The 24,733-nt window shown below is 43.0% G+C and carries 26 protein-coding genes and 1 pseudogene; 11 read left to right on the forward strand and 16 right to left on the reverse strand.

Going from position 1 to position 24,733, the window contains the following annotated elements:
* Positions 1 to 120 (forward strand): annotated as a pseudogene (locus FTU03_RS07715) (IS30 family transposase); the annotation flags it as partial.
* A gap of 66 nt (positions 121 to 186) precedes the next feature.
* On the opposite strand, the gene FTU03_RS07720 reads toward FTU03_RS07715, so the two are convergent.
* From FTU03_RS07720 to FTU03_RS07770, 11 genes are all read right to left on the reverse strand, one after another.
* Positions 187 to 840 (reverse strand): tRNA-(ms[2]io[6]A)-hydroxylase, encoded by a 654-nt coding sequence (locus tag FTU03_RS07720; RefSeq protein WP_179992703.1) that lies wholly within the window; start codon positions 838 to 840, stop codon positions 187 to 189.
* A gap of 15 nt (positions 841 to 855) precedes the next feature.
* The gene (gene pdxJ / locus FTU03_RS07725) at positions 856 to 1,581 is read right to left on the reverse strand and encodes a pyridoxine 5'-phosphate synthase (protein ID WP_034171229.1); all 726 of its coding nucleotides are present in this window, start codon (positions 1,579 to 1,581) and stop codon (positions 856 to 858) included.
* A gap of 13 nt (positions 1,582 to 1,594) precedes the next feature.
* The gene (locus tag FTU03_RS07730; RefSeq protein WP_034171228.1) at positions 1,595 to 2,305 is read right to left on the reverse strand and encodes a DNA repair protein RecO; all 711 of its coding nucleotides are present in this window, start codon (positions 2,303 to 2,305) and stop codon (positions 1,595 to 1,597) included.
* 11 nt (positions 2,306 to 2,316) lie between these two features.
* Entirely contained in the window at positions 2,317 to 2,514 is a 198-nt protein-coding gene (locus FTU03_RS07735) for an NF038104 family lipoprotein (protein ID WP_179992702.1), read from the reverse strand.
* Between the two features lie 18 nt (positions 2,515 to 2,532).
* On the reverse strand, positions 2,533 to 3,561 hold the full coding sequence (gene era, locus FTU03_RS07740) for a GTPase Era (protein WP_004784513.1): 1,029 nt from the start codon (positions 3,559 to 3,561) through the stop codon (positions 2,533 to 2,535).
* A complete protein-coding gene (rnc, locus tag FTU03_RS07745) occupies positions 3,561 to 4,259 on the reverse strand; it encodes a ribonuclease III (protein ID WP_004784515.1) in 699 nt (232 codons plus the stop codon). Before rnc ends, era begins: the two co-directional genes overlap by 1 nt.
* Entirely contained in the window at positions 4,231 to 4,602 is a 372-nt protein-coding gene (locus FTU03_RS07750) for a DUF4845 domain-containing protein (RefSeq protein ID WP_034171224.1), read from the reverse strand. Before FTU03_RS07750 ends, rnc begins: the two co-directional genes overlap by 29 nt.
* A 24-nt stretch (positions 4,603 to 4,626) precedes the next feature.
* Positions 4,627 to 5,454, reverse strand: a complete 828-nt coding sequence (lepB, locus tag FTU03_RS07755) for a signal peptidase I (protein WP_159124070.1) — start codon at positions 5,452 to 5,454, stop codon at positions 4,627 to 4,629.
* A gap of 21 nt (positions 5,455 to 5,475) precedes the next feature.
* Complete coding sequence (lepA, locus tag FTU03_RS07760; protein ID WP_004784519.1) at positions 5,476 to 7,293, reverse strand: translation elongation factor 4; 1,818 nt, start codon at positions 7,291 to 7,293, stop codon at positions 5,476 to 5,478.
* A gap of 260 nt (positions 7,294 to 7,553) precedes the next feature.
* A complete protein-coding gene (locus tag FTU03_RS07765; RefSeq protein ID WP_179992701.1) occupies positions 7,554 to 8,039 on the reverse strand; it encodes a thioesterase family protein in 486 nt (161 codons plus the stop codon).
* Positions 8,040 to 8,166: 127 nt separating this feature from the next.
* Entirely contained in the window at positions 8,167 to 9,552 is a 1,386-nt protein-coding gene (locus FTU03_RS07770) for a Do family serine endopeptidase (protein WP_179992700.1), read from the reverse strand.
* Positions 9,553 to 9,788: 236 nt separating this feature from the next.
* On the opposite strand from FTU03_RS07770, the gene nadB reads away from it, so the two are divergent.
* Positions 9,789 to 11,417, forward strand: a complete 1,629-nt coding sequence (gene nadB, locus FTU03_RS07775; RefSeq protein WP_179992699.1) for an L-aspartate oxidase — start codon at positions 9,789 to 9,791, stop codon at positions 11,415 to 11,417.
* Positions 11,418 to 11,536: 119 nt separating this feature from the next.
* Here nadB and FTU03_RS07780 read toward each other — a convergent pair whose 3' ends face one another.
* From FTU03_RS07780 to pabC, 4 genes are all read right to left on the reverse strand, one after another.
* Positions 11,537 to 11,977 carry a PaaI family thioesterase gene (locus FTU03_RS07780; RefSeq protein ID WP_179992698.1) on the reverse strand — a complete coding sequence of 147 codons (441 nt, stop codon included), beginning with the start codon at positions 11,975 to 11,977 and terminating at the stop codon, positions 11,537 to 11,539.
* Positions 11,978 to 12,067: 90 nt separating this feature from the next.
* Positions 12,068 to 12,667, reverse strand: a complete 600-nt coding sequence (gene tmk / locus FTU03_RS07785; protein WP_179992697.1) for a dTMP kinase — start codon at positions 12,665 to 12,667, stop codon at positions 12,068 to 12,070.
* Positions 12,668 to 12,669: 2 nt separating this feature from the next.
* A complete protein-coding gene (gene mltG, locus FTU03_RS07790) occupies positions 12,670 to 13,728 on the reverse strand; it encodes an endolytic transglycosylase MltG (protein ID WP_166138328.1) in 1,059 nt (352 codons plus the stop codon).
* Position 13,729: 1 nt separating this feature from the next.
* Positions 13,730 to 14,545 (reverse strand): aminodeoxychorismate lyase, encoded by an 816-nt coding sequence (gene pabC / locus FTU03_RS07795; protein ID WP_179992696.1) that lies wholly within the window; start codon positions 14,543 to 14,545, stop codon positions 13,730 to 13,732.
* Between the two features lie 161 nt (positions 14,546 to 14,706).
* Between pabC and FTU03_RS07800 the strand changes: the two genes are divergently transcribed.
* From FTU03_RS07800 to FTU03_RS07835, 8 genes are all read left to right on the forward strand, one after another.
* A complete protein-coding gene (locus FTU03_RS07800) occupies positions 14,707 to 15,717 on the forward strand; it encodes a sulfate ABC transporter substrate-binding protein (protein WP_179992695.1) in 1,011 nt (336 codons plus the stop codon).
* Positions 15,718 to 15,890: 173 nt separating this feature from the next.
* On the forward strand, positions 15,891 to 16,916 hold the full coding sequence (locus FTU03_RS07805; protein ID WP_179992694.1) for a sulfate ABC transporter substrate-binding protein: 1,026 nt from the start codon (positions 15,891 to 15,893) through the stop codon (positions 16,914 to 16,916).
* Between the two features lie 20 nt (positions 16,917 to 16,936).
* Positions 16,937 to 17,542: an alpha/beta hydrolase gene (locus FTU03_RS07810; protein WP_179992693.1), complete on the forward strand. Its 606-nt coding sequence runs from the start codon at positions 16,937 to 16,939 to the stop codon at positions 17,540 to 17,542.
* An 86-nt stretch (positions 17,543 to 17,628) separates the two neighbouring features.
* Positions 17,629 to 18,462, forward strand: a complete 834-nt coding sequence (gene cysT, locus FTU03_RS07815) for a sulfate ABC transporter permease subunit CysT (RefSeq protein WP_004784537.1) — start codon at positions 17,629 to 17,631, stop codon at positions 18,460 to 18,462.
* Positions 18,459 to 19,352 carry a sulfate ABC transporter permease subunit CysW gene (gene cysW, locus FTU03_RS07820; RefSeq protein ID WP_004784540.1) on the forward strand — a complete coding sequence of 298 codons (894 nt, stop codon included), beginning with the start codon at positions 18,459 to 18,461 and terminating at the stop codon, positions 19,350 to 19,352. Before cysT ends, cysW begins: the two co-directional genes overlap by 4 nt.
* An 11-nt stretch (positions 19,353 to 19,363) precedes the next feature.
* Positions 19,364 to 20,425 (forward strand): sulfate/molybdate ABC transporter ATP-binding protein, encoded by a 1,062-nt coding sequence (locus FTU03_RS07825; protein ID WP_004784543.1) that lies wholly within the window; start codon positions 19,364 to 19,366, stop codon positions 20,423 to 20,425.
* Between the two features lie 52 nt (positions 20,426 to 20,477).
* Positions 20,478 to 21,401 carry a CysB family HTH-type transcriptional regulator gene (locus FTU03_RS07830; protein WP_179992692.1) on the forward strand — a complete coding sequence of 308 codons (924 nt, stop codon included), beginning with the start codon at positions 20,478 to 20,480 and terminating at the stop codon, positions 21,399 to 21,401.
* Positions 21,402 to 21,519: 118 nt separating this feature from the next.
* Positions 21,520 to 22,722 (forward strand): outer membrane protein transport protein, encoded by a 1,203-nt coding sequence (locus tag FTU03_RS07835; protein WP_179992691.1) that lies wholly within the window; start codon positions 21,520 to 21,522, stop codon positions 22,720 to 22,722.
* Positions 22,723 to 22,785: 63 nt separating this feature from the next.
* On the opposite strand, the gene carO is transcribed toward FTU03_RS07835, so the two are convergent.
* On the reverse strand, positions 22,786 to 23,517 hold the full coding sequence (gene carO, locus FTU03_RS07840) for an ornithine uptake porin CarO type 6 (RefSeq protein ID WP_179992690.1): 732 nt from the start codon (positions 23,515 to 23,517) through the stop codon (positions 22,786 to 22,788).
* Between the two features lie 299 nt (positions 23,518 to 23,816).
* Here carO and dapD point away from each other — a divergent pair, with 299 nt between their 5' ends.
* Complete coding sequence (dapD, locus tag FTU03_RS07845; protein WP_004784553.1) at positions 23,817 to 24,638, forward strand: 2,3,4,5-tetrahydropyridine-2,6-dicarboxylate N-succinyltransferase; 822 nt, start codon at positions 23,817 to 23,819, stop codon at positions 24,636 to 24,638.
* The last annotated feature ends 95 nt before the right edge of the window (positions 24,639 to 24,733 follow it).

Raw genomic sequence — 24,733 nt, forward strand, 5'->3', positions numbered from 1 at the left:
TCAAACGAACAAATAGAGCAGATAGAATTTGCACTCAACCATCGTCCTAGAAAAACACTAGGTTGGTATACACCGAGTGAAGTTATGGCTGGTTTTTATACTGTTGCACTTGCCGCTTGAATCCGCCTTTATAAAAAAATCCCCCGATTTGGAGGATATTTTTTAATGTCTTAATTGAGTAGCTTTTTAAGCTGCTTTTGCAGGCACACCACTGTGGAAACGGAACATTTCATCTGGACTAAGAATCAGATTCTTTTCTACTTCACGGATATGCTCAATTCGGCTTTGAATATCTTCTTGTGGATTTTTCAGTTTTGCAGTTTTAGCCACATCTAAAGCTAAGGCCAAGTAGTCCTCAAAATGGCGAGATTCAGATTTAAGCAAATAACGGTAGTAACGTCCTAGCTCATCATCCACCAGCGGCGCAAGCGCATAGAATCGCTCACAAGAACGTGCTTCTACAAAAGCACCAATCACCAGCACATCAATCAGCGCCTCTGGCTCATAGGTACGGATTTCTTTGCGTAAGCCACCTGCATAACGTCCTGCACTGAGTCCAATCCATTGCTGGCCACGCTTATTCATGAATTCCAGCACCTGCTCATAGTGCAGCATTTCTTCCCGTACCAGTTGCGCCAGTTTCACCTGTAAATCTACAAAGAAGCTATAGCGGAACATCAGGTTCATTGCTGTACTGGCTGCTTTCTTCTCACAGTTGGCATGATCCTGCATCAGAATTTCCAGATTCTGTAATGCCTCATCGAGCCAGGCTTTTGGTGTTTCACAACCTAAGAAGCCAATGACAGGCTTCATCAGTTCATCATAATCAATATTTGACATATATCTTTTGCAATCTTAACGCGCAGCTTTAATTGCAGCCTTCATTTGTTGTACAGCTTGCGCCAGTCCAACAAAAACTGCATCTGCAATAATCGAGTGACCAATATTTAATTCATGAATTTGAGGAATCGCAGCAATTGGAGTGACATTATCCAGGTTCAGACCGTGACCTGCATTGACCACCAGACCTTTAGAAGCCGCATACTCTGCCCCTTTGATAATGCGATCCAGCTCAACTTGCTGTGCTTCTGGCGTGTCAGCATCGGCATAAGCACCTGTATGAAGCTCAATTGTAGGTGCGCCACAAGCGACTGCCGCATCAATCTGGGCAATGTCTGCATCAATAAATAGCGACACGTCACAGCCAATCGCAGACAGTTCCTGGGTGGCTTTTTTCACATCTTCAAAATGACCAACGACATCCAGACCACCTTCAGTCGTCACTTCCTGACGCTTTTCTGGTACAAAGCAGACATGCTGCGGCTGGATTTCTTTAGCAATCGCCACCATTTCATCAGTTACGGCCATTTCCAGGTTCATATGGGTAGTTAATACCGGACGCATACGACGTACATCTTCATCCTGAATATGTCGACGGTCTTCGCGCAAATGCAGGGTAATTCCCTCTGCACCGGCCTGCTCACAGATCAATGCAGCATTGACTGGGTCTGGGTACGTCGTACCACGTGCTTGTCTTAAAGTTGCGACATGGTCAATATTGACACCAAGTAATGCAGCCATACTATTTTCCTAACTACGATTGAGATTGAGAATTTTGGATCCACAATTGTCGACTTTTCAGTGGTCGGTCACCGAGCAAAGCAGTGATCACCTGTCGATATAGCTTCGTCAGTAATTGTAACTGTTCTGGATTAAAATCCCTACCATTTTCATAGTGCTGCATTGTTAAAATCTGCTGGCCCGACATGGTTGAACGTAAGGCTTTAGCCGAAGGCATAAAACCTTCATTCAACTGAAAATAGTAATGTTGCACGGGATTGATTTGTGCCTGATTAGCATCGACTGAAAAATCCAGTTCATAGCCCAGTTCTTCTAATAAGATATGTTCAAACTGACGCAGAACCTGTTTTAAATAAGTATTGGGATTTTCCTGATCGGAGAGTTTTTGCAAGGCATTCAACGTTTCGCCATATTTGGCAAAGGTCAGCGGCATTTGCACTTCAAGCGGACATAAACGCAACAGGATTTCATTCAGATAAAAGCCAGAAAAGAAGGCATCACCGAAAAAAAAGATCGGCTGATTAACAATTTCTAATTTGGTGAAGTTTTTCAGTTCAGATTTGCCTGAAGCTAACAAGCTGATGGGTTGATATTGGGGTGGAGGATTTTGTCTCAGTATCCCGTCGATACGGCCATATTCCTGGGTAAATAAATGCACAATATGACTGCGATCGCGATATTTACGATGATGAATCAGGTATCCATGCAGCACTTCATTACGCATAGGCTGCTTCTTTAATCTTTATTCTTTTTTGATTTTTTCTCGTCTTCTTCGTCATCCCCATCAGGAATGGCGGCACCCACAACAGCCACGGTCCCTTTGACCGCGTACTTTGTGGTTTTATAGGCAACTTTGGCAGGAACGGTCACTACTTTATGAATACAGCCTTGCAAGAATAAAACACATGCAACAACTGCCAGAAATTTCATCATGATCCGTTCCTATCCAATTTAAATGTCGCTATAACCTAGACTTTTCAATGCCCGCTCATCATCAGACCAGCCGCCTTTGACTTTCACCCAAAGCGTTAGCATGATTTTCTGCTCGAACATTTTTTCCATGTCGACACGAGCATCCATACCGATTTTTTTCAGCTTGGAGCCTTTTTCACCAATCACAATGGCTTTTTGGCCAGCACGATCAACGAAAATGGTGGCATCAATATAAGTACATGCCGGCTTCATACGACCTGTTTTTTCGTTCAGGGTCGGCTCTTCAGTTTTGAAAGATTCGATCTGAACAGTTAAATCGTATGGCAGTTCTTCACCTAACTGACGCATGATTTTTTCACGGATAATTTCAGAGGCCAGGAAACGCTCTGAACGATCGGTAAGCTGATCCAGTGAATATAGCGGCGGCTGGAATGGCAGATACTTGGCAATCGTATCGCGTAAGTGTTCGAGGTTGGCACCACGAAGTGCAGACACCGGTACGATTTCAGCAAAGTTCATCAGTTTGGCACGTTCACGAATCAGCGGTAAGGCCTCATTCTTGTTCTCGAACGTGTCCAGCTTGTTGATCACCAGAATGACTGGCATATCCGCATTTTTTAATTTCTCCAGAACAAGCTCATCGTTCTGGGTCCATTTTTGTGCATCAACTACAAACAGCACCAAGTTCACGTCACGCAATGCAGAGTGCGCAGCTCGGTTCATCATTTTATTGATGGCACGCACTTCTTTTTTATGCATCCCCGGTGTATCAACAAATACCGCCTGAGACTTTTCACGTGAATCAATCCCTACGATTTTATGACGTGTGGTTTGTGGTTTACGTGAAGTAATTGAAAGTTTCTGGCCCAGTAAGTGGTTCATCAAGGTCGATTTACCCACGTTTGGACGTCCGACAATCGCCACGAAACCGCTGCGATAATCAGAAGGAATTTCAGTACCCTGTGCACTGAAAAATTGACTAATCAAGTCATTGCTGTCGCTTTGCGACTCGTGATCAGCATCAATGTGATCGGAATGAGTAGTCATTAAGACTTATGCTCCAAATGTTTTAAAATATCTGCCGCAACCGCCTGTTCAGCGAATCGTCGGCTTGAACCTTCACCGGCCATGACCGGCAAGCCTTCTACCTGGCATTCCACTTTGAAATGCTGGTTCGGCGCATCACCCTGAATATCTACAACCTCGTAAACTGGGAGAGGTTTTTTACGTGCTTGTAAATATTCCTGTAGGCGTGATTTAGGGTCTTTCAGCTGGTCAGTTGGCTCTATATTGTCTAAATACGGCTCGTACCATTTTAGCACAATTGCCTGTAATACAGTGAGATCACCGCAATCCACATAGATCGCACCAATGATGGCTTCGACCGTATCCGCAAGTATAGACTCACGATGATGACCACCCGATTTCAGCTCACCCGTACTGAGAATCAGGTTCTGACTCAATTTTAGATCATTGGCAATTTTCCCTAACGCTTCCTGTCGGACAAGAGTCGCACGCATACGCGTCAGACGGCCCTCATTTTCCTGCGGGTAAGCAGTAAAGAGATAATTGGCTATGATCATTCCTAAAAGAGAATCGCCTAGAAATTCTAGGCGTTCATAGTTGTGTTTATGACTGACTGAACGATGGGTCAATGCCAGTTTTAACAGATCAGCTTGTTTAAACTGATAGCCGATCCGTTTGGCAAGACGCTCATCATTTAGTTTTGACTGTGCTTTGATCAAAATCTTTCTCAAACTTCATCACTAAATCGATATTCATTATAAAATTCTTGCGAATTTCATAATTCTTGTGCACCTGTAAACCATCAGTGTTGGTTACCTTGGCAATTTCATCAAATTTCAGATCGCGAATATTGTTCATTTCTAAACGCTGACCCATCTGTTGACGAAATTTTTCTGGCGCAATATTTGCCGGAGAACTCTTTAAAAGTTCCTCAATCTGATTGTCCACCATACGATCATCAAAGTATGGCCCCCACACTGCAATCGCCACTTTGGCAAGAAAAGCAAACCCCACGATTGCAAATAAAATTCCAATATACGAAGCACCTTGTTGATGTTTCATTTTTTATTTTCCTGACTGAAATAATTAATCGATTATTCCGTTTCGACTAAACGATGGCAGTTTAAAGCCAGGTTCTTTATGCATCCAGATATAGAATGCGCGACCTGTTAAGTTTTCTTCCGGAACAAAGCCCCAGAAACGACTGTCAGCACTTTGATCGCGATTATCCCCCATCGCAAAGTAATGACCTTCTGGAACTTTCACTTCCCAATATAAACCATTTTCAGTTGAAAACTTACCATTTTCTATATAGTTAAGGAATGGAGCCTGACGAGCTACATTGACTCCTTCCAGCTCACGCATAGTGAAAGTATGTTCGCCAATGGTTTCTTTATGATAAATCGAATTTGGCGTATCCAGGCGATCTTTTTCACGACTGAATTCTACTGGAACTTTTGCTACTTTCTCACCATTAATGGTTAACTGACCATGATCATAAACAATATGATCACCTGGCAAACCAATTACACGTTTAATATAGCTAATCGTTGGTTGTGGCGGATAGCGGAAGACCACGACATCGCCACGTTCCGGACTACCTGTATCCAGAATTTTTGTATTTACAATCGGTAATTTCACACCATAGTCAAATTTATTGACCAGGATAAAATCACCGGTTTCCAGTGTTGGAACCATAGAATCTGATGGAATATTGAAAGGTTCGTACAGGAAAGAACGCAATACTAAAACGACGGCCAAAACCGGCCAGAAATCATAAGCCCAGGTAATAATGAAGTTTTCATTGCCCTTGCCTTTGGTCTGTCGTTGTTTCAGAACAAACTTATCCAGCAACCAGACCGCGACAAAAAATAAGGTCGCAGGAACAAGAATCAAATTAAAATCAAAATCCATGGGCTTATTATCCTTATAGTATTAGCGTTCGACTTTCAGTACAGCTAAGAACGCTTCTTGTGGAATTTCAACACTACCCACCTGTTTCATACGTTTCTTACCTTCTTTCTGTTTTGCAAGAAGTTTCTTCTTACGTGATACGTCACCACCATAACATTTTGCCAATACGTTTTTACGCATTGCTTTTACGGTAGAACGGGCAATAATTTGCGCACCAATAGCCGCCTGAATTGCCACATCAAACATCTGACGAGGAATCAGGTCTTTCATTTTTTCAACCAGTGCAATCCCACGGTGACGTGCATCCTGACGGTGGCAGATCATTGCGAGTGCATCGACTTTTTCACCATTGATCAGGACATCCACTTTCACCAGTGATGAACTTTCAAAACGCACAAAGTTGTAATCTAGTGACGCAAAACCACGTGAACAAGATTTCAATTTATCAAAGAAATCCATCACCACTTCGGCCATTGGAATTTCAAAAGTAACGGATACCTGATTCGCCATGAACTTCATGTCTTTTTGTACGCCACGGCGCTCAATACATAGGGTCATGACATTACCCAGGTATTCCTGTGGTACCAGAATATGACATTCTGCAATTGGTTCACGCAGGTCTTCAACAGTTGAACCATCTGGCATTTTTGATGGGCTGTCGATGTAAATGGTATTGCCATTTTTCATCACTGCTTCATAAATTACCGTTGGTGCTGAAGAGATCAAATCCAGATCGTATTCACGTTCTAGACGCTCCTGTACGATCTCCATGTGCAGCATACCTAAGAAACCACAGCGGAAACCGAAGCCTAGAGCATCAGAACTTTCTGGTTCAAAGAACAGCGCAGAGTCATTGATTTGCAGTTTATGCAATGCTTCACGGAAAGGTTCAAAATCACTGGAATCGATTGGGAACAGGCCCGCATATACCTGTGGTTTTACTTTTTTGAAACCAGGTAATGTTGGAACTTCTGGAGTAGTTGCCAGTGTAATGGTATCACCCACTGGTGCGCCAAAAATGTCTTTAATACCGGCAATCACGAAACCAACTTCACCCGCTTCAAGGATATCGGTTTCAGTATGCTTCGGATTGAAAATACCGACTGAAGTGATGATATGTGTCTGACCAGTCGATTTCACCAGCATCTTGTCGCCCTTGCGAACACGACCCTGTTTCACACGAACCAGAGATACTACGCCCAGGTAGTTATCGAACCATGAGTCAATAATCAACGCTTGCAGCGGTGCATCACGTTCACCTGTTGGTGCAGGAATGACATTCACCAGCGTTTCAAGCACACCTTCAATACCTAGGCCAGTTTTTGCTGAACAGGTCGGTGCTTCAGTCGCTTCAATCCCGATAATATCTTCAATTTCCTGAATTACACGTTCGGGTTCAGCTTGTGGCAAGTCAATTTTGTTCAGTACTGGTAAAACTTCCAGACCCTGCTCAATGGCGGTATAGCAGTTTGCAACAGACTGCGCTTCTACACCTTGTGCTGCATCTACCACCAGTAGTGCACCTTCACAGGCCGCCAAAGAACGTGAAACTTCATAAGAGAAATCCACGTGTCCCGGGGTATCAATGAAGTTCAACTGATACTCTTGGCCATTTGGATGGGTATAGTACAAGGTGACCGAAGCCGCTTTGATGGTAATCCCACGTTCGCGTTCAAGTTCCATAGAATCAAGAACTTGAGCCTGCATTTCACGATCCTGCAAACCACCACAAGTTTGAATAAAACGATCTGCCAGAGTCGATTTACCGTGGTCAATATGCGCAATAATCGAGAAGTTACGAATGTTTTTAATATCAACAGATTTTTTAGCTTGCGCCATGGGCTACCTTGAGAAAAAAACGCGTCATGCAATTTAAAAAGTCATTGCATAACAAAAGCCGAATAGAAATTGCCGAGGATTATAGCAGAATGGAGATACAGAAAAAGAATTATCTTTCTTCTCTCTCGCCTATCTTAAATACGTAACCGCTTTATGTTTTATTTTCTTTTCCTCAGCTTTTTTTCAAGAAAACAGCTTGTTAAATGGGTTGCCTCCTATTTGGTAGCTACTCTCTATTCAATCTCGATATCATCACCTTATTAGATTGATTCTTCTCTTATCGCCTTTGCTTCTTCACTCAAATATAAAGTAGAAAAATCATAAGGGTTAATACTGTCTGAGAGAGGCTGATAAGCTTGGGTAAAACTTGGCGACATACGCTTCGGTCGACCCGACGCAATTTCGATACAGGCCCACTGCGTGTTACCGGTAAATAGGATATTCTGATCCTGCGGACGATAAAATACATACTGTCTGAATGAATACAAGGCATTTAGATCACTTAACCAAGTTCGTAGAATCAGCTCATCCCCTTCAAATGCCGCCTTGCGATACTGGACATGATGTTCAACTGCAACCATGGCATGTTTAAGTTGCAGATACTCATTTAAACCGAGTCCTAATTGCTCGATATGCGCCGAGGCCACATCCTGCATCCACTGCACATAAACTACGTTATTCACATGTCCTAGACGATCAATATGTTCAGGTTGTACCTTTAAAACTTGGTCAAAAATACCGGTCACTTTTCTCTAATCCTTTATCGCAATTTTTTCTATATACAGAGTCTACAGAAATTATGCCTCGGGTAAATTGCGAAAAATAAAAAACCGCCTATACAAGCGGTCTTTTATTATTGAAGATTCATTTATTTTATGAAATGCGCATCCCGACAATGGCACGTTGACCCTGACGAATCAGACCGACACGGGCAACACTACCTTTTTTCAAATCTGCCACAGCTTCCACAAACTGGTTACTGTTCAAGATTGCTTTACCATTGATTTGAGTCACGACATCATTTGGCATAATCCGTGCCTGAGCTGCGATCCCATCTCTACGAACATCCTGAATGACTACACCACCCTTAATCTCTAAACGCTCTTTTTCAGCCGGGCTTAATTCCCGAATAGTAACGCCTAATACCGGACCTTTATTTGGCTGAGCCTGGTTACCTGCTTTGGCTGGCGTTTCATCTGGTGCAGTCGTGAGTGTTGCATTGATACTACGACGTTTATCATCACGTAATACTTCTAACTGGATCTGCTGTTTAGGCGCAGAACGGTTCAAATAGTTCAGCAACTGACTAGTGCGTGAAATATCAGTACCATTGTATTTTAAAATCACATCACCGGCTTGCAGACCCGCTTTAGCCGCTGGCGAGTTTGGTGCCACCTGGGTAATTAAAGAACCTTCTGGCTTAGATAATTTATAAGATTCAGCCAAAGTACGGTCGATATCTTGCAGGCTTACACCCAGATAAGAACGGGTCACCTTACCATCACGTTTCAGCTGGTCAGCCACTTCCATAGCGACATCAATGGGAATCGAAAATGACAGGCCCATATAACCGCCAGTACCACTGAAGATTCGTGAGTTCACCCCAACCACTTCACCGCGCTGGTTAAATAGCGGTCCACCCGAGTTACCTGGATTCAGGGCCACATCAGTCTGAATAAATGGGACTGCGGTTTCGCCCATCATATTACGCATCTTGGCACTGACAATCCCGGCAGAAGCGGAGTAGTCAAAACCAAAAGGTGAACCGATTGCTAGTACAGGCTCACCTACACGTAATTTATCGACATCACCAGTACGCAGTTCCGGGAAACCTGAACCATTGACTTTCAATAAAGCGACGTCAGTACGCTCGTCGCTTCCTACGACTGTCGCATCAATTTCCCGACGATCATTCAAGGTAATTGTCACTTTAGACGCATCTTCAACTACGTGGTGGTTGGTCAGCAGATAGCCATCCTTACTAATGAAGAAGGCACTCCCATATCCGGTTTTTTCCTGCGGTACACGTGGCTGCGGAATAATCACCTGATTACCAAAGAAACGGCGTAAAATTTCAGGAACCTGTTGTTGCAAGAGCTCTTCTTCGCTCATTTTCTTGACAACACTCACACTGACAACTGCCGGACTGACCTGATCAACCAGGTTAGAAAAATCGACGGGTGTTACTGCCTGTAACTGAGCAGTACTCATGGTAACAGTCGCTGCAAATAATCCTTTTTTTAAATCCAGAATTTTCATATAAATTATTCACCCAAATTGTTGATAAATTTATGTAAATAGGTTTTATCACAAACTTCATATATTTTAAGTAACAATATGTTCGAAAGCTTGAATGTTGGCAACCTTTAATTTTTCTAAAGCATTAAGTTAAAGCTTTTATTAATTTTTTTCATCAATAAATGAGCACTTAAACGCTTGCCTTTTGTACAAAAAAGCGCTCTGATTAACGGACTTTTTTCAATTAGCTGATGGACATGTCTAATTTTCCCCTTACCCATCATTTTGACGTGATCATTGTGGGCAGTGGTGGTGCCGGTCTTAGTCTAGCACTTTCTTTGCCTGAACATTTTAATATTGCAGTTCTTGCCAAATCCACCCTGACCGATGCCAGTACCTATTATGCACAAGGCGGCGTTGCAGCCGTACTGGATGAGACAGACTCGATTGAACAGCATATTGATGACACCATGATTGCAGGTGTACATCTGTGTGAAATGGATGCGGTGAAGCAGACGGTTGAAGGTGGTAAGCCTTCGGTGGATTTTCTGCTGAAACACGGCGTCCAATTTACCCTGGATGAGCAGGAACAATTACATTTGACCCGTGAAGGCGGCCATTCACAGCGCCGAATCATTCACGCAGCTGATGCGACTGGGCGTGCCATTTCTACCACGTTGGTACAGCGCGCTCAGGAAAAAGAAAATATTACCATCTTTGAAAATTACATTGCGATCGACCTGATCTGCTCACAAAAACTGGGCTTAGATGGTAAAAATCGCGCTTTAGGTTTATATGCACTCAATGAAGCAAGTGCACAAGTCCACACTTTCTTAGCACCATCTACTGCTCTGGCTTGTGGCGGTGCTATGAAAGCTTATCTTTATACCTCGAACCCTGATATCGCGACCGGTGATGGGATTGCGATGGCTTATCGTGCCGGTTGCCGGGTTGCCAATATGGAATTCAACCAGTTCCATCCGACCTGTTTATATCATCCACAAGCCCGTTCATTCCTGATTACAGAAGCTATGCGTGGTGAAGGCGCCTATTTACGCCTTCCTGATGGTGAGCGCTTTATGCTGCGCTTTGATGAGCGAGCAGAACTGGCACCACGTGATATTGTGGCGCGTGCAATTGACTATGAGATTAAACGTCTGGGCATTCGTCATGTCTGGCTGGACATTACCCATAAAGATGAAGGCTTCATCAAGGAACATTTCCCGACCCTGTATGCACGTCTGCTAGAGCTTGGCATCGACATCACCAAGGAAATGATTCCTGTGGTTCCTGCTGCGCATTATACCTGTGGTGGTGTGGTCGTAGATGAAAATAGCCAGACTGATATTGTCGGACTCTATGCCATTGGTGAAACGTCCTATACTGGCTTACATGGTGCTAACCGCATGGCCAGCAACTCACTTTTAGAATGTTTTGTATATGGCATGAGTGCTGCCAAACATATTCAGGAAAATTTCAAGGCAGATCAAGCTATCCCTGAAGTACCAGAATGGGATGATTCTCAGGTGACCAATCCTGATGAAGATGTAGTTATTCTGCAAAACTGGGACGAGCTGCGTCAGACCATGTGGAACTATGTGGGTATCGTCCGCACCACTAAACGTCTAGAACGTGCCCTGCACCGGATTGAGATGTTAAAGAAAGAAATTACCGAATACTATCAGGATTATCAGGTGAGCAAAAACTTGATCGAGCTGCGTAATCTGGTACTCGTTTCAGAGATGATTGTGCGTTGTGCCATGCAACGTAAAGAATCCCGTGGCCTGCATTTCACCCTAGATTATCCAGAATTGCTGCCTGAACTACGTAAAACTGTACTAATTCCACCAAGTTTTGAAGTAGAAACTCCTTTGGTGAATGCTTAAAGATATAAATAAGGCAGTTAATATTTTTAAATATTATCTGCCTTTTCTTTGGCTCTGATTTTTTAAGTTTTTAGAATAATCAGGTTATTTAAATAAAGCATATGATTTGTATGAGTTAATCAGCATTTTAAGGAATGTATGGGTTCTTTACGTGGTGGAACCGAATAGGTCGCTGTCACATGGGCAACCGGCTCTTCCTGATCAATCGAATAAATCCAAACTTCTCCCACAATGAGCGCCTTCCCCACTTTCATCAATTTACTTTCCCCTCGCAGATCGACTCCGCCTGAAGGTTTACGCAAAAAATTAATATTCAAGTTTGTGGTCACTGCTAGGCCAACCAGTCCAATCTCACCGAGAATGGCAATATATAAAGCCAGATCAGCCAAGGTCATCATAGTAGGGCCAGATACCGTGCCGCCGGGACGTAATTCCTGCTCACTCACTCGATACAGTACGGTTGCACCCTGAGGCACTACAGCTTCGATCTGGCACTTTTCCAGGCTCTGTGGAAATTCCTGCTGTAAAAACTGGATGATTTCTTCTCTTGTACTTTTCATCATGTTTTATCTTCCTGATTTATTCCAATATAGAGATTCTTCCTTGAAATAACTAGAGAAAAGTATGCCAAAAATATCTTTAGAATAAAATTATTTTAAATAAGACAGCGCCTGTTCAAACACCTGATCCGGTGTTTGAGTCGCATCCAGACGTTTAATCCGCTCTGGATGACGCTGGCATAGCGCGGCATATCCGGCGCGAACTTTCTCAAAGAAAGTAACTTTCTCTTGTTCAAATCGATCCAGCGCACCTCGGGCACGGGCGCGATTCATACCCAGTTCAATCGGTGCATCCAGCCAGAACGTAATATCCGGCATACGTTCCACAAAATTTTGATTTAACAGATTCAGCTTGTCTTCACTGAGTCCACGCCCTGCACATTGATAGGCAAAACTGGCATCACTGAAGCGATCACATAAGACAATTTTTCCAGCATTTAAAGCGGGTAAAATCACTTGTGCCAGATGCTGGGCACGTGCCGCATACATCAGCAATAACTCTGTATCATGGCACATCGCTTCTTCGTGGTTTACGGCCAATAACAGCGAACGAATCTGTTCTGCCATTGGTGTGCCACCCGGCTCGCGGGTCAACACGACCTCTTTACCTTGAGCAATAAAATCATCATAGATACGACGAATGAGTGTGGTTTTCCCTACACCCTCAGTGCCTTCAAAGCTGATAAACATGCTCATTCCTTATTTTTTGAACGTAAAACAGAAAGATACTCTTGCACTGCTCTATTGTGGTCTTGCAGACTGCTGCTGAATTTATGCCCACCATTACCCGTTGCAACAAAATAAATATTTTGTGAATTGTCCGGATGCATCGCTGCTTCAATGGCTTTCTTGCTTGGCAAGGCAATCGGTGTCGGTGGTAAGCCAGCCATGGTATAGGTGTTATAGGGTGTTGGAGTGCGTAAATCCTGACGGGTGATATTACCCTTGTAATTCTCCCCCATACCATAAATTACGGTTGGATCTGTCTGTAGACGCATGCCGATTTTCAAACGGCGCACAAATACACCAGATACCTGTTGTAACTCGCTATCCAGACTGGTTTCTTTTTCAATGATCGATGCCATGATTAGCGCTTCATATTTATTCTGATATGGCAGATCTGAAGCACGTTTTTCCCAAGCCTGATCCAGAGACTTCATCTGGCGCTGATAAAGATCGGTTAGGATCTTGCGATCCGTTTCACCTTTGGCAAAGAAATAGGTATCCGGAGCAAACAGACCTTCAGGATGATTGAATGGAATATTGAGTTCTTTGAGCAATTGATCGGTTGGCAAATTCACCACTTCTTTAGTTACCAGATCATCTTTCTTTAAGGCATCAATCAGCTGTTTAAAAGTCGTACCTTCAATCACCAGAATCCGGTTCATCTGAGCATTTTCTGCATTGGAAATCATGTCCAGCACTGCACGGATACTCATACCTTGAGGAATTTCATAAACACCCGCCTTCATGGTGTCATGAATCATGATGCGCTGATACAGCTTTAAAATAATCGGAAAGCTGACATAATTTTCTTTGGCCAGCCGATCAATAAATCCAGAATAGGTTTCACCGTTACTAATTGCCAGTAACTGTTTTTGACCTTCTACAGGATAATCTTTCCATAGGCTAGCTTTCAGGATCAACCCTAGAACCAGGAGTATCCCGATTAGAAATAAAACTATCCCTTTCATGAAACCAGGGCGTTTGGCATTATTTTTCTTTTTGGTTTTAGACTTGGAAGCTGACATATTAATAAGGCATCTGATTCAATCGAAGACGGTTAAAAAGTTCAATACAAGCATCTACATTTAAAGCACGCTGCTCAAATTGAGTGGCAATTTTCATCGGACTGAGCGCATTGCAGAAAAACAGACTGTCGATATGGGGAATTTCATCCATTTCCACATCACGCTGCTGACAGATAATGCCCTGATCATGCATACGTTGCAAAATTTCTGCACGCATCACACCGAAGACGCCATTATAACGAAGTTCTGGTGTAATCCATGTATTGTTTATACGAATGAAGCAATTACTGCTCACCCCTTCAACAATTGTACCCTGCACATCAGTTACCAGTGCTTCCGGCCAGCCATGCTGATCCGCTTCCTGTTTAAGCAACACCTGTTCCAGACGGTTTAAGGTTTTCAGCCCCACCAGATTCGGCATACTGAGGCCAATGGCCTGTTGCAATACACCCGTCTGAATCTGCTCATAACTGAAGTCCTGTACTGTTTTCGGATAATAGAACACCCAAAGATCTGCCGGATGCTCTGGCAGGCTATAACCACGCTGTCCTATACCACGACTCAGTACAATCTTTAAGGTTCCGTTCAATTCATCTTCTGATTTCAATAACGCTTGCAAACTTTTTTCAATCAGGTCCAGATCAGCCTGCAAACTTATTTTTTGCTGGCTCATCCTTAAACGGGCTAGATGACGGTCTGCTAACTCGATCCGGTTTCGACGGATGCGCGCGGTAGTAAAGCAACCATCACCATAATGAAAGGCACGATCCAGCACATTTATATCTTTGACGGGTTGAGCATTTTTTAAATACAACATGCTTTTAAGGCCTCTCTGATGACGGATAAAGCGATGAAATATAAGCTCCGTCTATATATCTGTTTTACTCACATAAAATTCGTTTTTAATTATTTTTTATGCAAAAAATCTCCAGCTATTCTTGCCCCATCCAACAAAACAAAGAAACATTTGAGGCAAATATGAACATCCGTAAATTAAAAATCGGGGTATTGGCAGCACTTATTTCAGCAACCGCTTTTAGCGTATCTGCAAAAGACTTCCTGAACGTGTCTTATGACCCAACTCGCGAATTGTACGATAACTTTAATAAAGAATTCAGTGCTTACTGGAAAAAATCTACTGGTCAGGATGTGAACTTTAAACAGTCACATGGCGGTTCAGGTAAACAGGCACGTGCTGTCATTGATGGTCTGGATGCGGACGTTGTGACTTTGGCCCTGGCTGCAGATATTGATGAAATCGCTGCTCGTGGCCTGCTACCTAAAGACTGGCAGAAAAAATTCCCACAAAACTCGACACCTTATACATCAACCATCGTTTTCCTGGTGAAAAAAGGCAACCCTAAAGGCATTAAAGACTGGGGCGATCTGGTGAAACCGGGCGTAGAAATCATTACGCCAAATCCGAAAACTTCTGGTGGCGCGCGCTGGAACTATTTAGCAGCTTGGGCTTGGGCGAAACATCAGCCAGGCGGCAATGATACTAAAGCTCAAGACTTTGTTCGCCAGATCTACAAACAAACTAAAGTACTCGACTCAGGTGCACGTGGTTCAACAACGACTTTCGCTGAACGTGGTATCGGTGATGTATTGCTGGCTTGGGAAAATGAAGCACATTTAGCCATTCGTGAACAGCCAGGCAAGTTTGAAATCATCACCCCTTCTTTGTCGATTCTGGCTGAGCCACCAGTGGCAATCGTTGAAAAGAATGCTAAAAAAGATGGCAATGAAAATCTGGCTAAAGCTTATTTGAACTACCTGTACTCACCTGCGGGTCAAACGGTTGCTGCAAAGAATTTCTACCGTCCACGTAATCCGGCAGTATTAAAACAATACAGCAATGTCTTTAAATCGCTGAAGCTGGTGACCATTGATAAAGAGTTTGGTGGCTGGGACAAGGTACAGAAAAAACACTTTGCCAATGGCGGTATCTTTGACCAGATCGTAAAGGCAAATAGTACAAAATCGTAATAATAAATGTCTATACAATGGCCTTATTGAATAAGGCCATTGTTGTTTCAAATACTTATAAAACCTTTTATCTTATATTTTCATATAAAATTCATTTTTAATTATTTTTTATGCATAAAGAATAGGTTTATTCTTCACTCATGTTACAAAACGTGTAAGAGTTTGAGGTTCACATGAGCATTTCAACAAAACTAAAACTAGGGGTTCTGGCTGCTGTTATTTCAGCAACTTCGTTTTCTGCTGCAGCGCGCGACTTTCTGAATGTCTCTTATGATCCGACGCGTGAACTCTATGAAGACGTCAATAAAGAATTTGGTAAATACTGGAAAAGCCGTACTGGCCAAAGCATCAACTTTAAACAGTCACATGGCGGTTCAGGTAAACAGGCACGTGCCGTGATTGATGGTCTGGATGCCGATGTCGTAACTTTGGCATTAGCCGCTGACATTGATGTACTGGTCGAAAAAGCCAAACTGTTACCTGCAGACTGGCAGAAAAAATTACCACAAAACTCAACACCATATACTTCTACTATTGTATTCCTGGTACGTAAAGGCAATCCAAAGGGCATCAAGGATTGGGGTGATCTGATAAAACCAGGTGTAGCGATTATCACGCCAAATCCTAAAACTTCAGGCGGTGCACGCTGGAACTATTTAGCAGCTTGGGCATATGCAAAACACTTACCGGGCGGTAACGACAAAACTGCACAAGAATTTGTTCGTAAAATCTATAAACAAACCAAAGTACTTGATTCAGGTGCGCGTGGTTCAACCACCACTTTTGCTGAACGTGGCATCGGTGACGTATTACTGGCTTGGGAAAATGAAGCACATTTAGCCCTTCGTGAACAACCGGGCAAGTTTGAAATTGTGACTCCTTCCCTGTCAATTCTGGCTGAGCCACCCGTGGCGATTGTTGAAAAGAATGCCAATAAAAAAGGCAACAAATACCTGGCCCAGGGTTATTTAAACTTCCTTTACTCACCACTGGGTCAGGAAATCTCAGCACGTAACTTCTATCGCCCACGTAATGAAAAAATACTGGCGAAATATAACCAAGTCTTTAAGCCATTAAAACTGGTGACTATTGATCAGGAGTTTGGTGGCTGGGATAAAGTACAGAAAGCCCACTTTGAAAATGGTGGTGTTTTTGACCAGATCGTTAAAGCTAACAGCGCAAAAAATAATTTAAGCTGATTTCATACAGGAGCATCGACATGACTCATACGCTTATTGTTCCCGGTGTAGGTGGCAGTGAATACAATCACTGGCAAACCTGCCTGCAACACCGGCTCATGCGTTGCTCCCGGGTGCAGCAAAAAGACTGGAATCATCCGGTACTGGATGTATGGGTCGCAGAATTTGTTAAAACCCTGCAAGCCATTCCAGATGATGTACAAATTGTGGCACATAGCTTTGGCTGTTTGACCAGCGTGGCAGCACTGGCCCAGTATCCTGAACTGAATACTAAAGTCAAAAATCTGGTTCTGGTTGCACCTGCCAATCCTGCACGTTTTGGGGAAAATGGTTTTGCCCGTGATAGCCAGATGGATTACAGCGCCTATTTTCAGCAGCTCAAGATTCAGGCTCCAACGACTTTGCTGATCAGTGAAAATGATCCTTGGCTGAGTTTTGAAGATGCCCAGGTTCTGGCGAAAGCCTGGAAGATCAAACCGATTAATCTGGGAGCTGTAGGCCATGTCAATGTTGCTTCCGGTTTTGGTCCTTTTCCTGAAATTGAACAATATTTGATTTCAGAAAAGGCTATGCACCATATCAGCAAAGTTGATGAGAGCAAGTATTATTTTAAATTTGCATTTTAGTCCCTGCAAATTATGCTTGTGCCGATTCTATTTTCTAATTTTCGCTGGTTAACTTTAACCAGCATTCTCTCTTTTGAGGAGTAATCATGTCGCAGCGATCCCGAGTGCTGCCAGGATTTGGTCTTTCTCTAGGCTTTACCCTAGCGTATTTGTCATTAATCGTTCTGATCCCGCTCTCTGCCGTTTTTATTAAATCACTCGGCATTGGCTGGGAAGGCTTATGGGAAATCCTGAGCTCTGAACGTATCTTGAAATCATTACAGCTAAGCTTTAGTTCAGCCATTATCGCTGCTTTGATTAATGTAGTTTTTGGCCTGTTACTGGCATGGTGTCTGGTGCGTTATAGCTTTCCGGGCAAACGTATTGTCGATGCACTGGTCGATCTGCCTTTTGCCCTGCCAACTGCAGTTGCCGGTATTGCTCTGACTTCTTTATATGCACCGACTGGCTGGATTGGTCAATATCTGGATCCCATCGGCATCAAGGTGGCTTATACCCCGATCGGTATTACCCTGGCCTTGATTTTTATCGGTATTCCTTTTGTGGTCCGTACGGTACAGCCAGTTCTTTCTGATTTAGAAACTGAACTGGAAGAAGCAGCATCTGCACTCGGTGCGAACCGTTTTCAGATCGTCACTAAAGTTATTTTCCCGATTCTACTGCCAGCACTGATCACAGGTTTTGCATTGGCTTTTGCACGTGGTGTCGGTGAATATGGTTCGGTCATTTTCATTGCGGGTAACCAGCCTTTTGAAACTGAAATTGCACCCTTAATGATTATTTCCCGTCTGGAAGAATATGACTATGCAGGTGCGACCACAATTGCTGTAGTGATGCTGCTCATTTCCTTTGTAATGCTCTTCCTGATTAACTTATTGCAAGCTTGGGCGAGCCGCCGTACCGGGAGAACTGCACGATGAGTTTAAATACCAACAGCAATGCGCTGGCTGAAAAGCTGCAATCCCGCGATGCGACTCGTGAGCCGACCTGGGTACGTTATACCCTGATTGCGATTGCACTGATCTTCTTTTTAAGCTGCCTGATCCTGCCTTTGGTTCTGGTCTTTGTTGAAGCATTTAAACAAGGGGTTGGCGTATATACGCAAGCCCTTGTTCATCCAGATACTTTATCTGCGGTCAAACTGACTTTACTAACGGCTGTGATCGCGGTACCAATGAATGTAATATTCGGCGTAGCTGCAGCCTGGTCAGTAGCGAAGTTTAACTTCCCTGGTAAGTCAATTTTAACCACCATTATCGATATGCCTTTCTCGGTATCACCTGTTATTGCAGGCTTGATGCTGGTACTGATTTTCGGTACTCAAGGCTGGATGGGTGGCTGGTTGATGGATAATGACATCAAGATCCTTTACGCCGTTCCTGCGATTGTTCTAGCAACGATCTTCATTACCGTACCTTTTGTAGCACGTGAGCTGATCCCTTTAATGGAAGCGCAAGGTACTGAAGAAGAAGAAGCTGCGATTGTACTCGGTGCATCTGGCTGGCAAACCTTCTGGAAAGTGACCCTGCCAAATATCAAATGGGGTCTGATTTACGGCGTAATTCTGTGTAATGCCCGCGCCATGGGTGAGTTCGGTGCAGTATCAGTGGTTTCTGGCCATATTCGTGGTGAAACCAATACTTTGCCGCTACACGTCGAAATTCTATATAACGAATATACCTTTAGCGCTGCGTTTGCCGTGTCATCGCTCCTGGCTCTCCTCGCAATTGTGACTCTGGTTCTGAAAACCTGGGTCGAACTGCGCCAGGAAAAACAAGACAAACGTAATGACGATTCAACAGTTTCTTAAGGAATGCCCACATGAGTATTCAAGTTAAAAATATTGAAAAACACTTTGGTGCATTCCATGCACTGAAAAACATTTCCCTAGATTTCCCGGATGGTCAGTTGGTTGCCCTTCTTGGTCCTTCAGGCTGTGGTAAAACTACCCTATTGCGTATCATTGCTGGTCTGGAATCTGCTGACGGTGGTCAGGTGATTCTGGAAGGTCAGGATGCAACCAATGTTCACGTTCGTGAACGTGAAGTGGGTTTTGTATTCCAGCACTATGCCCTGTTCCGTCATATGACCGTATTCGATAACGTGGCTTTTGGTCTGCGTGTCCGTCCACGCTCTACTCGTCCATCGGAAGCAGAAATTAAAAAACGTGTGACCCGCTTGCTTGATCTGGTACAACTTGGCTTCCTGGCAGACCGTTATCCGGCTCAGCTTTCTGGTGGTCAGCGTCAACGTATTGCACTTGCTCGTGCACTAGCCGTTGAGCCACGTGTACTGTTACTGGATGAACCGTTCGGCGCACTAGATGCCAAAGTCCGTAAAGAACTACGTCGCTGGTTACGTACCCTGCATGATGAACTGCACATTACTTCAATTTTCGTCACTCACGATCAGGAAGAAGCCTTAGAAGTTGCTGATCAGATCGTGGTGATGAACAAAGGCAATGTGGAACAGATCGGTTCACCACGTGAAGTGTATGAAACACCGAAAACACCATTCGTGTTTGACTTCCTGGGACAAGCCAACCGCTTCGAAGGCCAGAATAATGGCGGCATACTTCAGCTAGGTGAAGACCGTATTCAGTTCGATGCCGCTAAACAGGCAGCTCAGGGTAATGTCATTGTCTTCGCTCGCCCGGATGAACTGCGTATTCATGCACAACCACAAGAGAATGCGATTCAGGCCACGTTTATTCGTGAACTCTGGATTGCAGGAAAAGTTGTTGCAGAATTGAATGACCGCCAAGGCAATCTGATTGAAATTTCACTGACACCAGAAGAAGCTCGCGCTCATCAATTCCGTCCGGATCAAACTGTTTGGTTGAGTGCATTAAATCTGCATTTATTTGAAAACCAGGTCGCGTAAGACTGCAAGATGGGGCTTTTAAATGCCCCATCCTCTTATAGGGTAAAGAATTATGAATTTCCAACAATTAAGAATTATTCGAGAAACTGTTAGACAGAATTTTAACTTAACTGAAGCTTCAGCCGCGCTTTACACTTCGCAGTCAGGTGTCAGTAAGCATATTAAAGACCTGGAAGATGAGCTTGGTGTACAGCTGTTTATCCGTAAAGGTAAACGCTTATTAGGATTGACTGAGCCAGGTCAGGCGCTTCTCGGCATTGTAGAACGTATGCTGGTTGATGCAGACAATATCAAACGTCTTGCGGATGACTTTAACAAGGTCGATGAAGGCACGCTGACCATTGCAACAACACATACTCAGGCACGTTATGTATTACCGCCGATCGTGAATCAGTTCAAAAAAGAATTTCCGAAAGTTCATCTGATTTTGCAACAAGCCAGTCCAATGGAAATTACTGAAATGCTACTTCAGGGTGAAGCAGATATCGGGATTGCGACTGAAGCCTTAACGACTGAAGAAAATCTGGCAAGTGTGCCTTATTATAACTGGCAGCACAGTATTATTACGCCGCAAAATCACCCGCTAAATAGCAAAGAACAGATACGTATTGAAGACCTCGCTGGCTATCCGATTATTACTTATCATGGTGGTTTCACAGGCCGTTCTAAAATCGACTCAGCCTTTGAAGAAGCCGGTGTAGATGTTGATATTGTCATGTCAGCTCTGGATGCCGATGTGATTAAAACTTATGTCGAGCTCAACATGGGTGTCGGCATTGTCAATGATCTGGCTTATGATCCAGAACGTGACTATCGTCTGAAACAGATTAAAACCGATATTTTCGGAGTAAATACTACCTGGATCGCAGTACGTAAAGGCCACTTATTACGTGGTTATGGTTATGAGTTTATTTCTTTATGCTCACCAGATGCAGATATCAAGGCACTTAAAAAAGTGGCTTATCCAGATGAATAATATGGATTGTACTTTCTGAATTGAAGAGGCGTATTGCCTCTTTTTTAATTTTAACGGTAGATTATTTCAATAAAAATCAAGCATAATCACAGTATAATTCAATAAATAAATTATATTAATGATGAGCTACAAATTTTCCCTCTTGGGATATGGACTGATTTTTTCCGGGACAAGTTTTGCAGCAGCTTTTGAGCAATCCAATCAAACCATCCAGTCCTTTTTTGAAAAGGATCATTATGCCGAAGTGTCATTTGCATGGACAAATCCCAATGTCAGCGGTCAGGTGCAGCATACCAAATTATTAGAACAATTAGGTATTCAGGATTTTTCCACGGGTCAACTTGCGAATAATCAGCTGGTTGCCAATGCGGCATTAAAATTACAGCTTCACCCACAGATCTCTTGGGGACTCATTTACGATCAGCCCTTCCATGTGGATGTTGCATATCAATATAGTCCAGTTTTTGCAGGCGAACCTACAGAGATTGAAGCAGCCGATATTGAGTTTGATAGTTATAATCTAACTTCCATTCTTGGTTATCAGCCTGATCCCAATTGGAATCTCTATGTAGGACTAAGTTATCAGACCTTAGAAGGTAATCTAAGTTTGGTAGGTGAATCTTTTTCGGTCTTTAATGGTTATCACGTTCAGCTTGAACAAAATGCTGCCTGGGGCTGGCTCGCTGGAATGAGCTATCAAATTCCTGAGTATTTCTTTAGAACGGCGTTAACTTATCGTTCAGCCATAAACCATCAACTGGAAACCACAGAATCAATTGCAGTCGGTATACCTACGTCAAGCTTTACGAAAGTACAAACACCTCAATCTATTAATTTAGATATTCAGAGCGGACTTCCCTCTCATAATATTTTTTATGCGAGTTTACGCTGGGTAAATTGGCAAGATTTCGTCATTCAACCACCGAAATTCGGTGCAGTGATTGATTATGCCGATTTGGAGTTTCCTGAAGTAAAAGATATCAAGATGATCGATTATCAGGAGGATCAATGGTCAGCCAAACTTGGAATCGCCCATCAATGGCCTTCTTCTGTTATTCATTCTTTTGAAATCTTATGGGACTCAGGTACGGTAAATCCAGCTTCTACCTTGAATCCGAGTGATGGTTATTGGGGGGTGGGTTTGGGCTATTTTCAGAATTTTCGAAAACACTGGGATATTGCTACAGGACTGTATTATTTAAAATTCCAAAAGCCTAAAACAAATTCAAACGCTGTTATACCCCAGTTTGTAGGCTTATCTGCGGTGGATGATAATGATGTTTGGGTGGTCGGTATGAAGTTGGGCTATCATTTTCAATAGCTTTTAATAAACAAAAAAAAACGAGCCGAAGCTCGTTTTTTTATTAGGTTTAGCAGCTACAGCTTAGAAGCGGAAACTTACACCCAGTTTTGCCACTGGGAACCATTCATATTTATTATCTTCGCGAATTTTACGCTCTTCATTTTCAATCGCTGTACCTACGCTAGGAGAACCTTCTACTGGTGCAAGACCTGTAGCAGTTAAATCCACAGTTGGGTTACCATTGTAGTATGCGCCGATTTCACCAAATACACCCCAACGGTTAGTGATTGCTGGAGAGAAACCAAGACCTACATACGGAGCAATATTATTTTTGTAAGATAACTTACCATTTACACGACCTTCTGTAGCACCAGCAGCAAGTTGATAGTCATTGTTATCAATGCTTAAAGTTTCACCACCACCAATACGGCGAGATAGATCGTAATCATTATCAATATATGCTACACCGGCAGCCATATAGAACCAGTTCGCCCAAGGACGAATTTCAGCGTTCAAATAAGTCAGGTTATTGTCCATATCTAGGTCATATTTTGTACCATTGATTGATAAATCATCAGTCCAAGAAATATCACCACCATTATAACCTAGAGTAACACCTACATAAGGGTTAGCATTCCAAGAGATCGCGCCACCGTAACCGGTAGTACCGACTTCAGCACGAACAGCTGCAGGTTTAAAGAAAGAGAATTCAGCTACGCCTTCATCTGTTACGATTGTTTCATCAGCAGCCATGACAGATCCAGCTGTGGCAGCTAGAACGGATACTGCTAAAAGTTGATATAAAGCTTTCATTATTTCTCTCCTCAAAAGAACTTTTTTTTCATCATTAGTTATTCGTGATGAGCTCAATATAAAGGAGTCAATGAATATTTTTTATTCGTGTTTTGCTGAGCTTTTGTTATTTTTTGATACATATTAATTTTTCTTGTTGAATGATAAGCCTTTTTTAAACAATGTTTGTACATATCTAAAATACGAAAAGGATACTAATCACTTTACTTGCGAATTTAATTCAGCACCCTTCCTAGTTTTCCATCTTTTTAGAGCAATATAGTGTAAAATATCGGAAATTTTTTTCTGGAAGGAAGATCATGTCTCAGCTTTCAACAATCATTGAACAAGCGTTTGAAGACCGTGCGAATTTCACAGCAGCAGACTGTCCTGCTGAAATCCGTCAAGCAGTTGAGGAAGTAATTGCTGGCCTGGACAATGGTACTTTACGTGTTGCTGAAAAAATCGAAGGTGAATGGGTTGTTCATCAATGGATTAAGAAAGCGGTATTGTTATCATTTAAATTAAACGATAACAAACCAATGGAAGCTTGTGATCTTCGCTTCTACGACAAAGTAGATACTAAATTCTCTGACTGGACTGACGAGCAGTTTAAAGCTGCTGGCGTACGTGTTGTTCCTCCGGCGGTAGCGCGTAAAGGTTCTTTCCAGGCGAAAAACGTGGTACTGATGCCTTCTTATGTGAACATCGGTGCTTATGTAGATGAAGGTACAATGGTCGATACTTGGGCAACTGTAGGTTCATGTGCTCAAATCGGTAAAAATGTTCACTTGTCTGGTGGTGTAGGAATCGGTGGTGTTCTTGAACCGCTTCAAGCTAATCCAACTATTATTGAAGATAACTGTTTCATCGGTGCACGTTCTGAAATCGTTGAAGGCGTAATCGTTGAAGAAGGTTCTGTCATTTCAATGGGCGTATTCATTGGTCAATCCACCAAGATTTATGACCGTGAAACTGGCGAAATTCATTATGGCCGCGTACCTGCTGGTTCTGTTGTGGTATCAGGCAGCCTGCCATCTAAATGCGGTAAATACAGCTTATATGCAGCTGTAATCGTGAAAAAAGTAGATGCGAAAACTCGTGCTAAAACTAGCCTGAACGATCTGCTTCGCGAAGACTAAGATGTCTTAACTTAGAGGACACATTTGTGTTCCTCGGAGCTTCAACCGCTCCTCGTCTCTACGGTCAGCAATGATCGTAGGGATTTTTATTTTTA

Source organism: Acinetobacter sp. YH12046, assembly GCF_013419905.1.
GTDB lineage: Bacteria > Pseudomonadota > Gammaproteobacteria > Pseudomonadales > Moraxellaceae > Acinetobacter.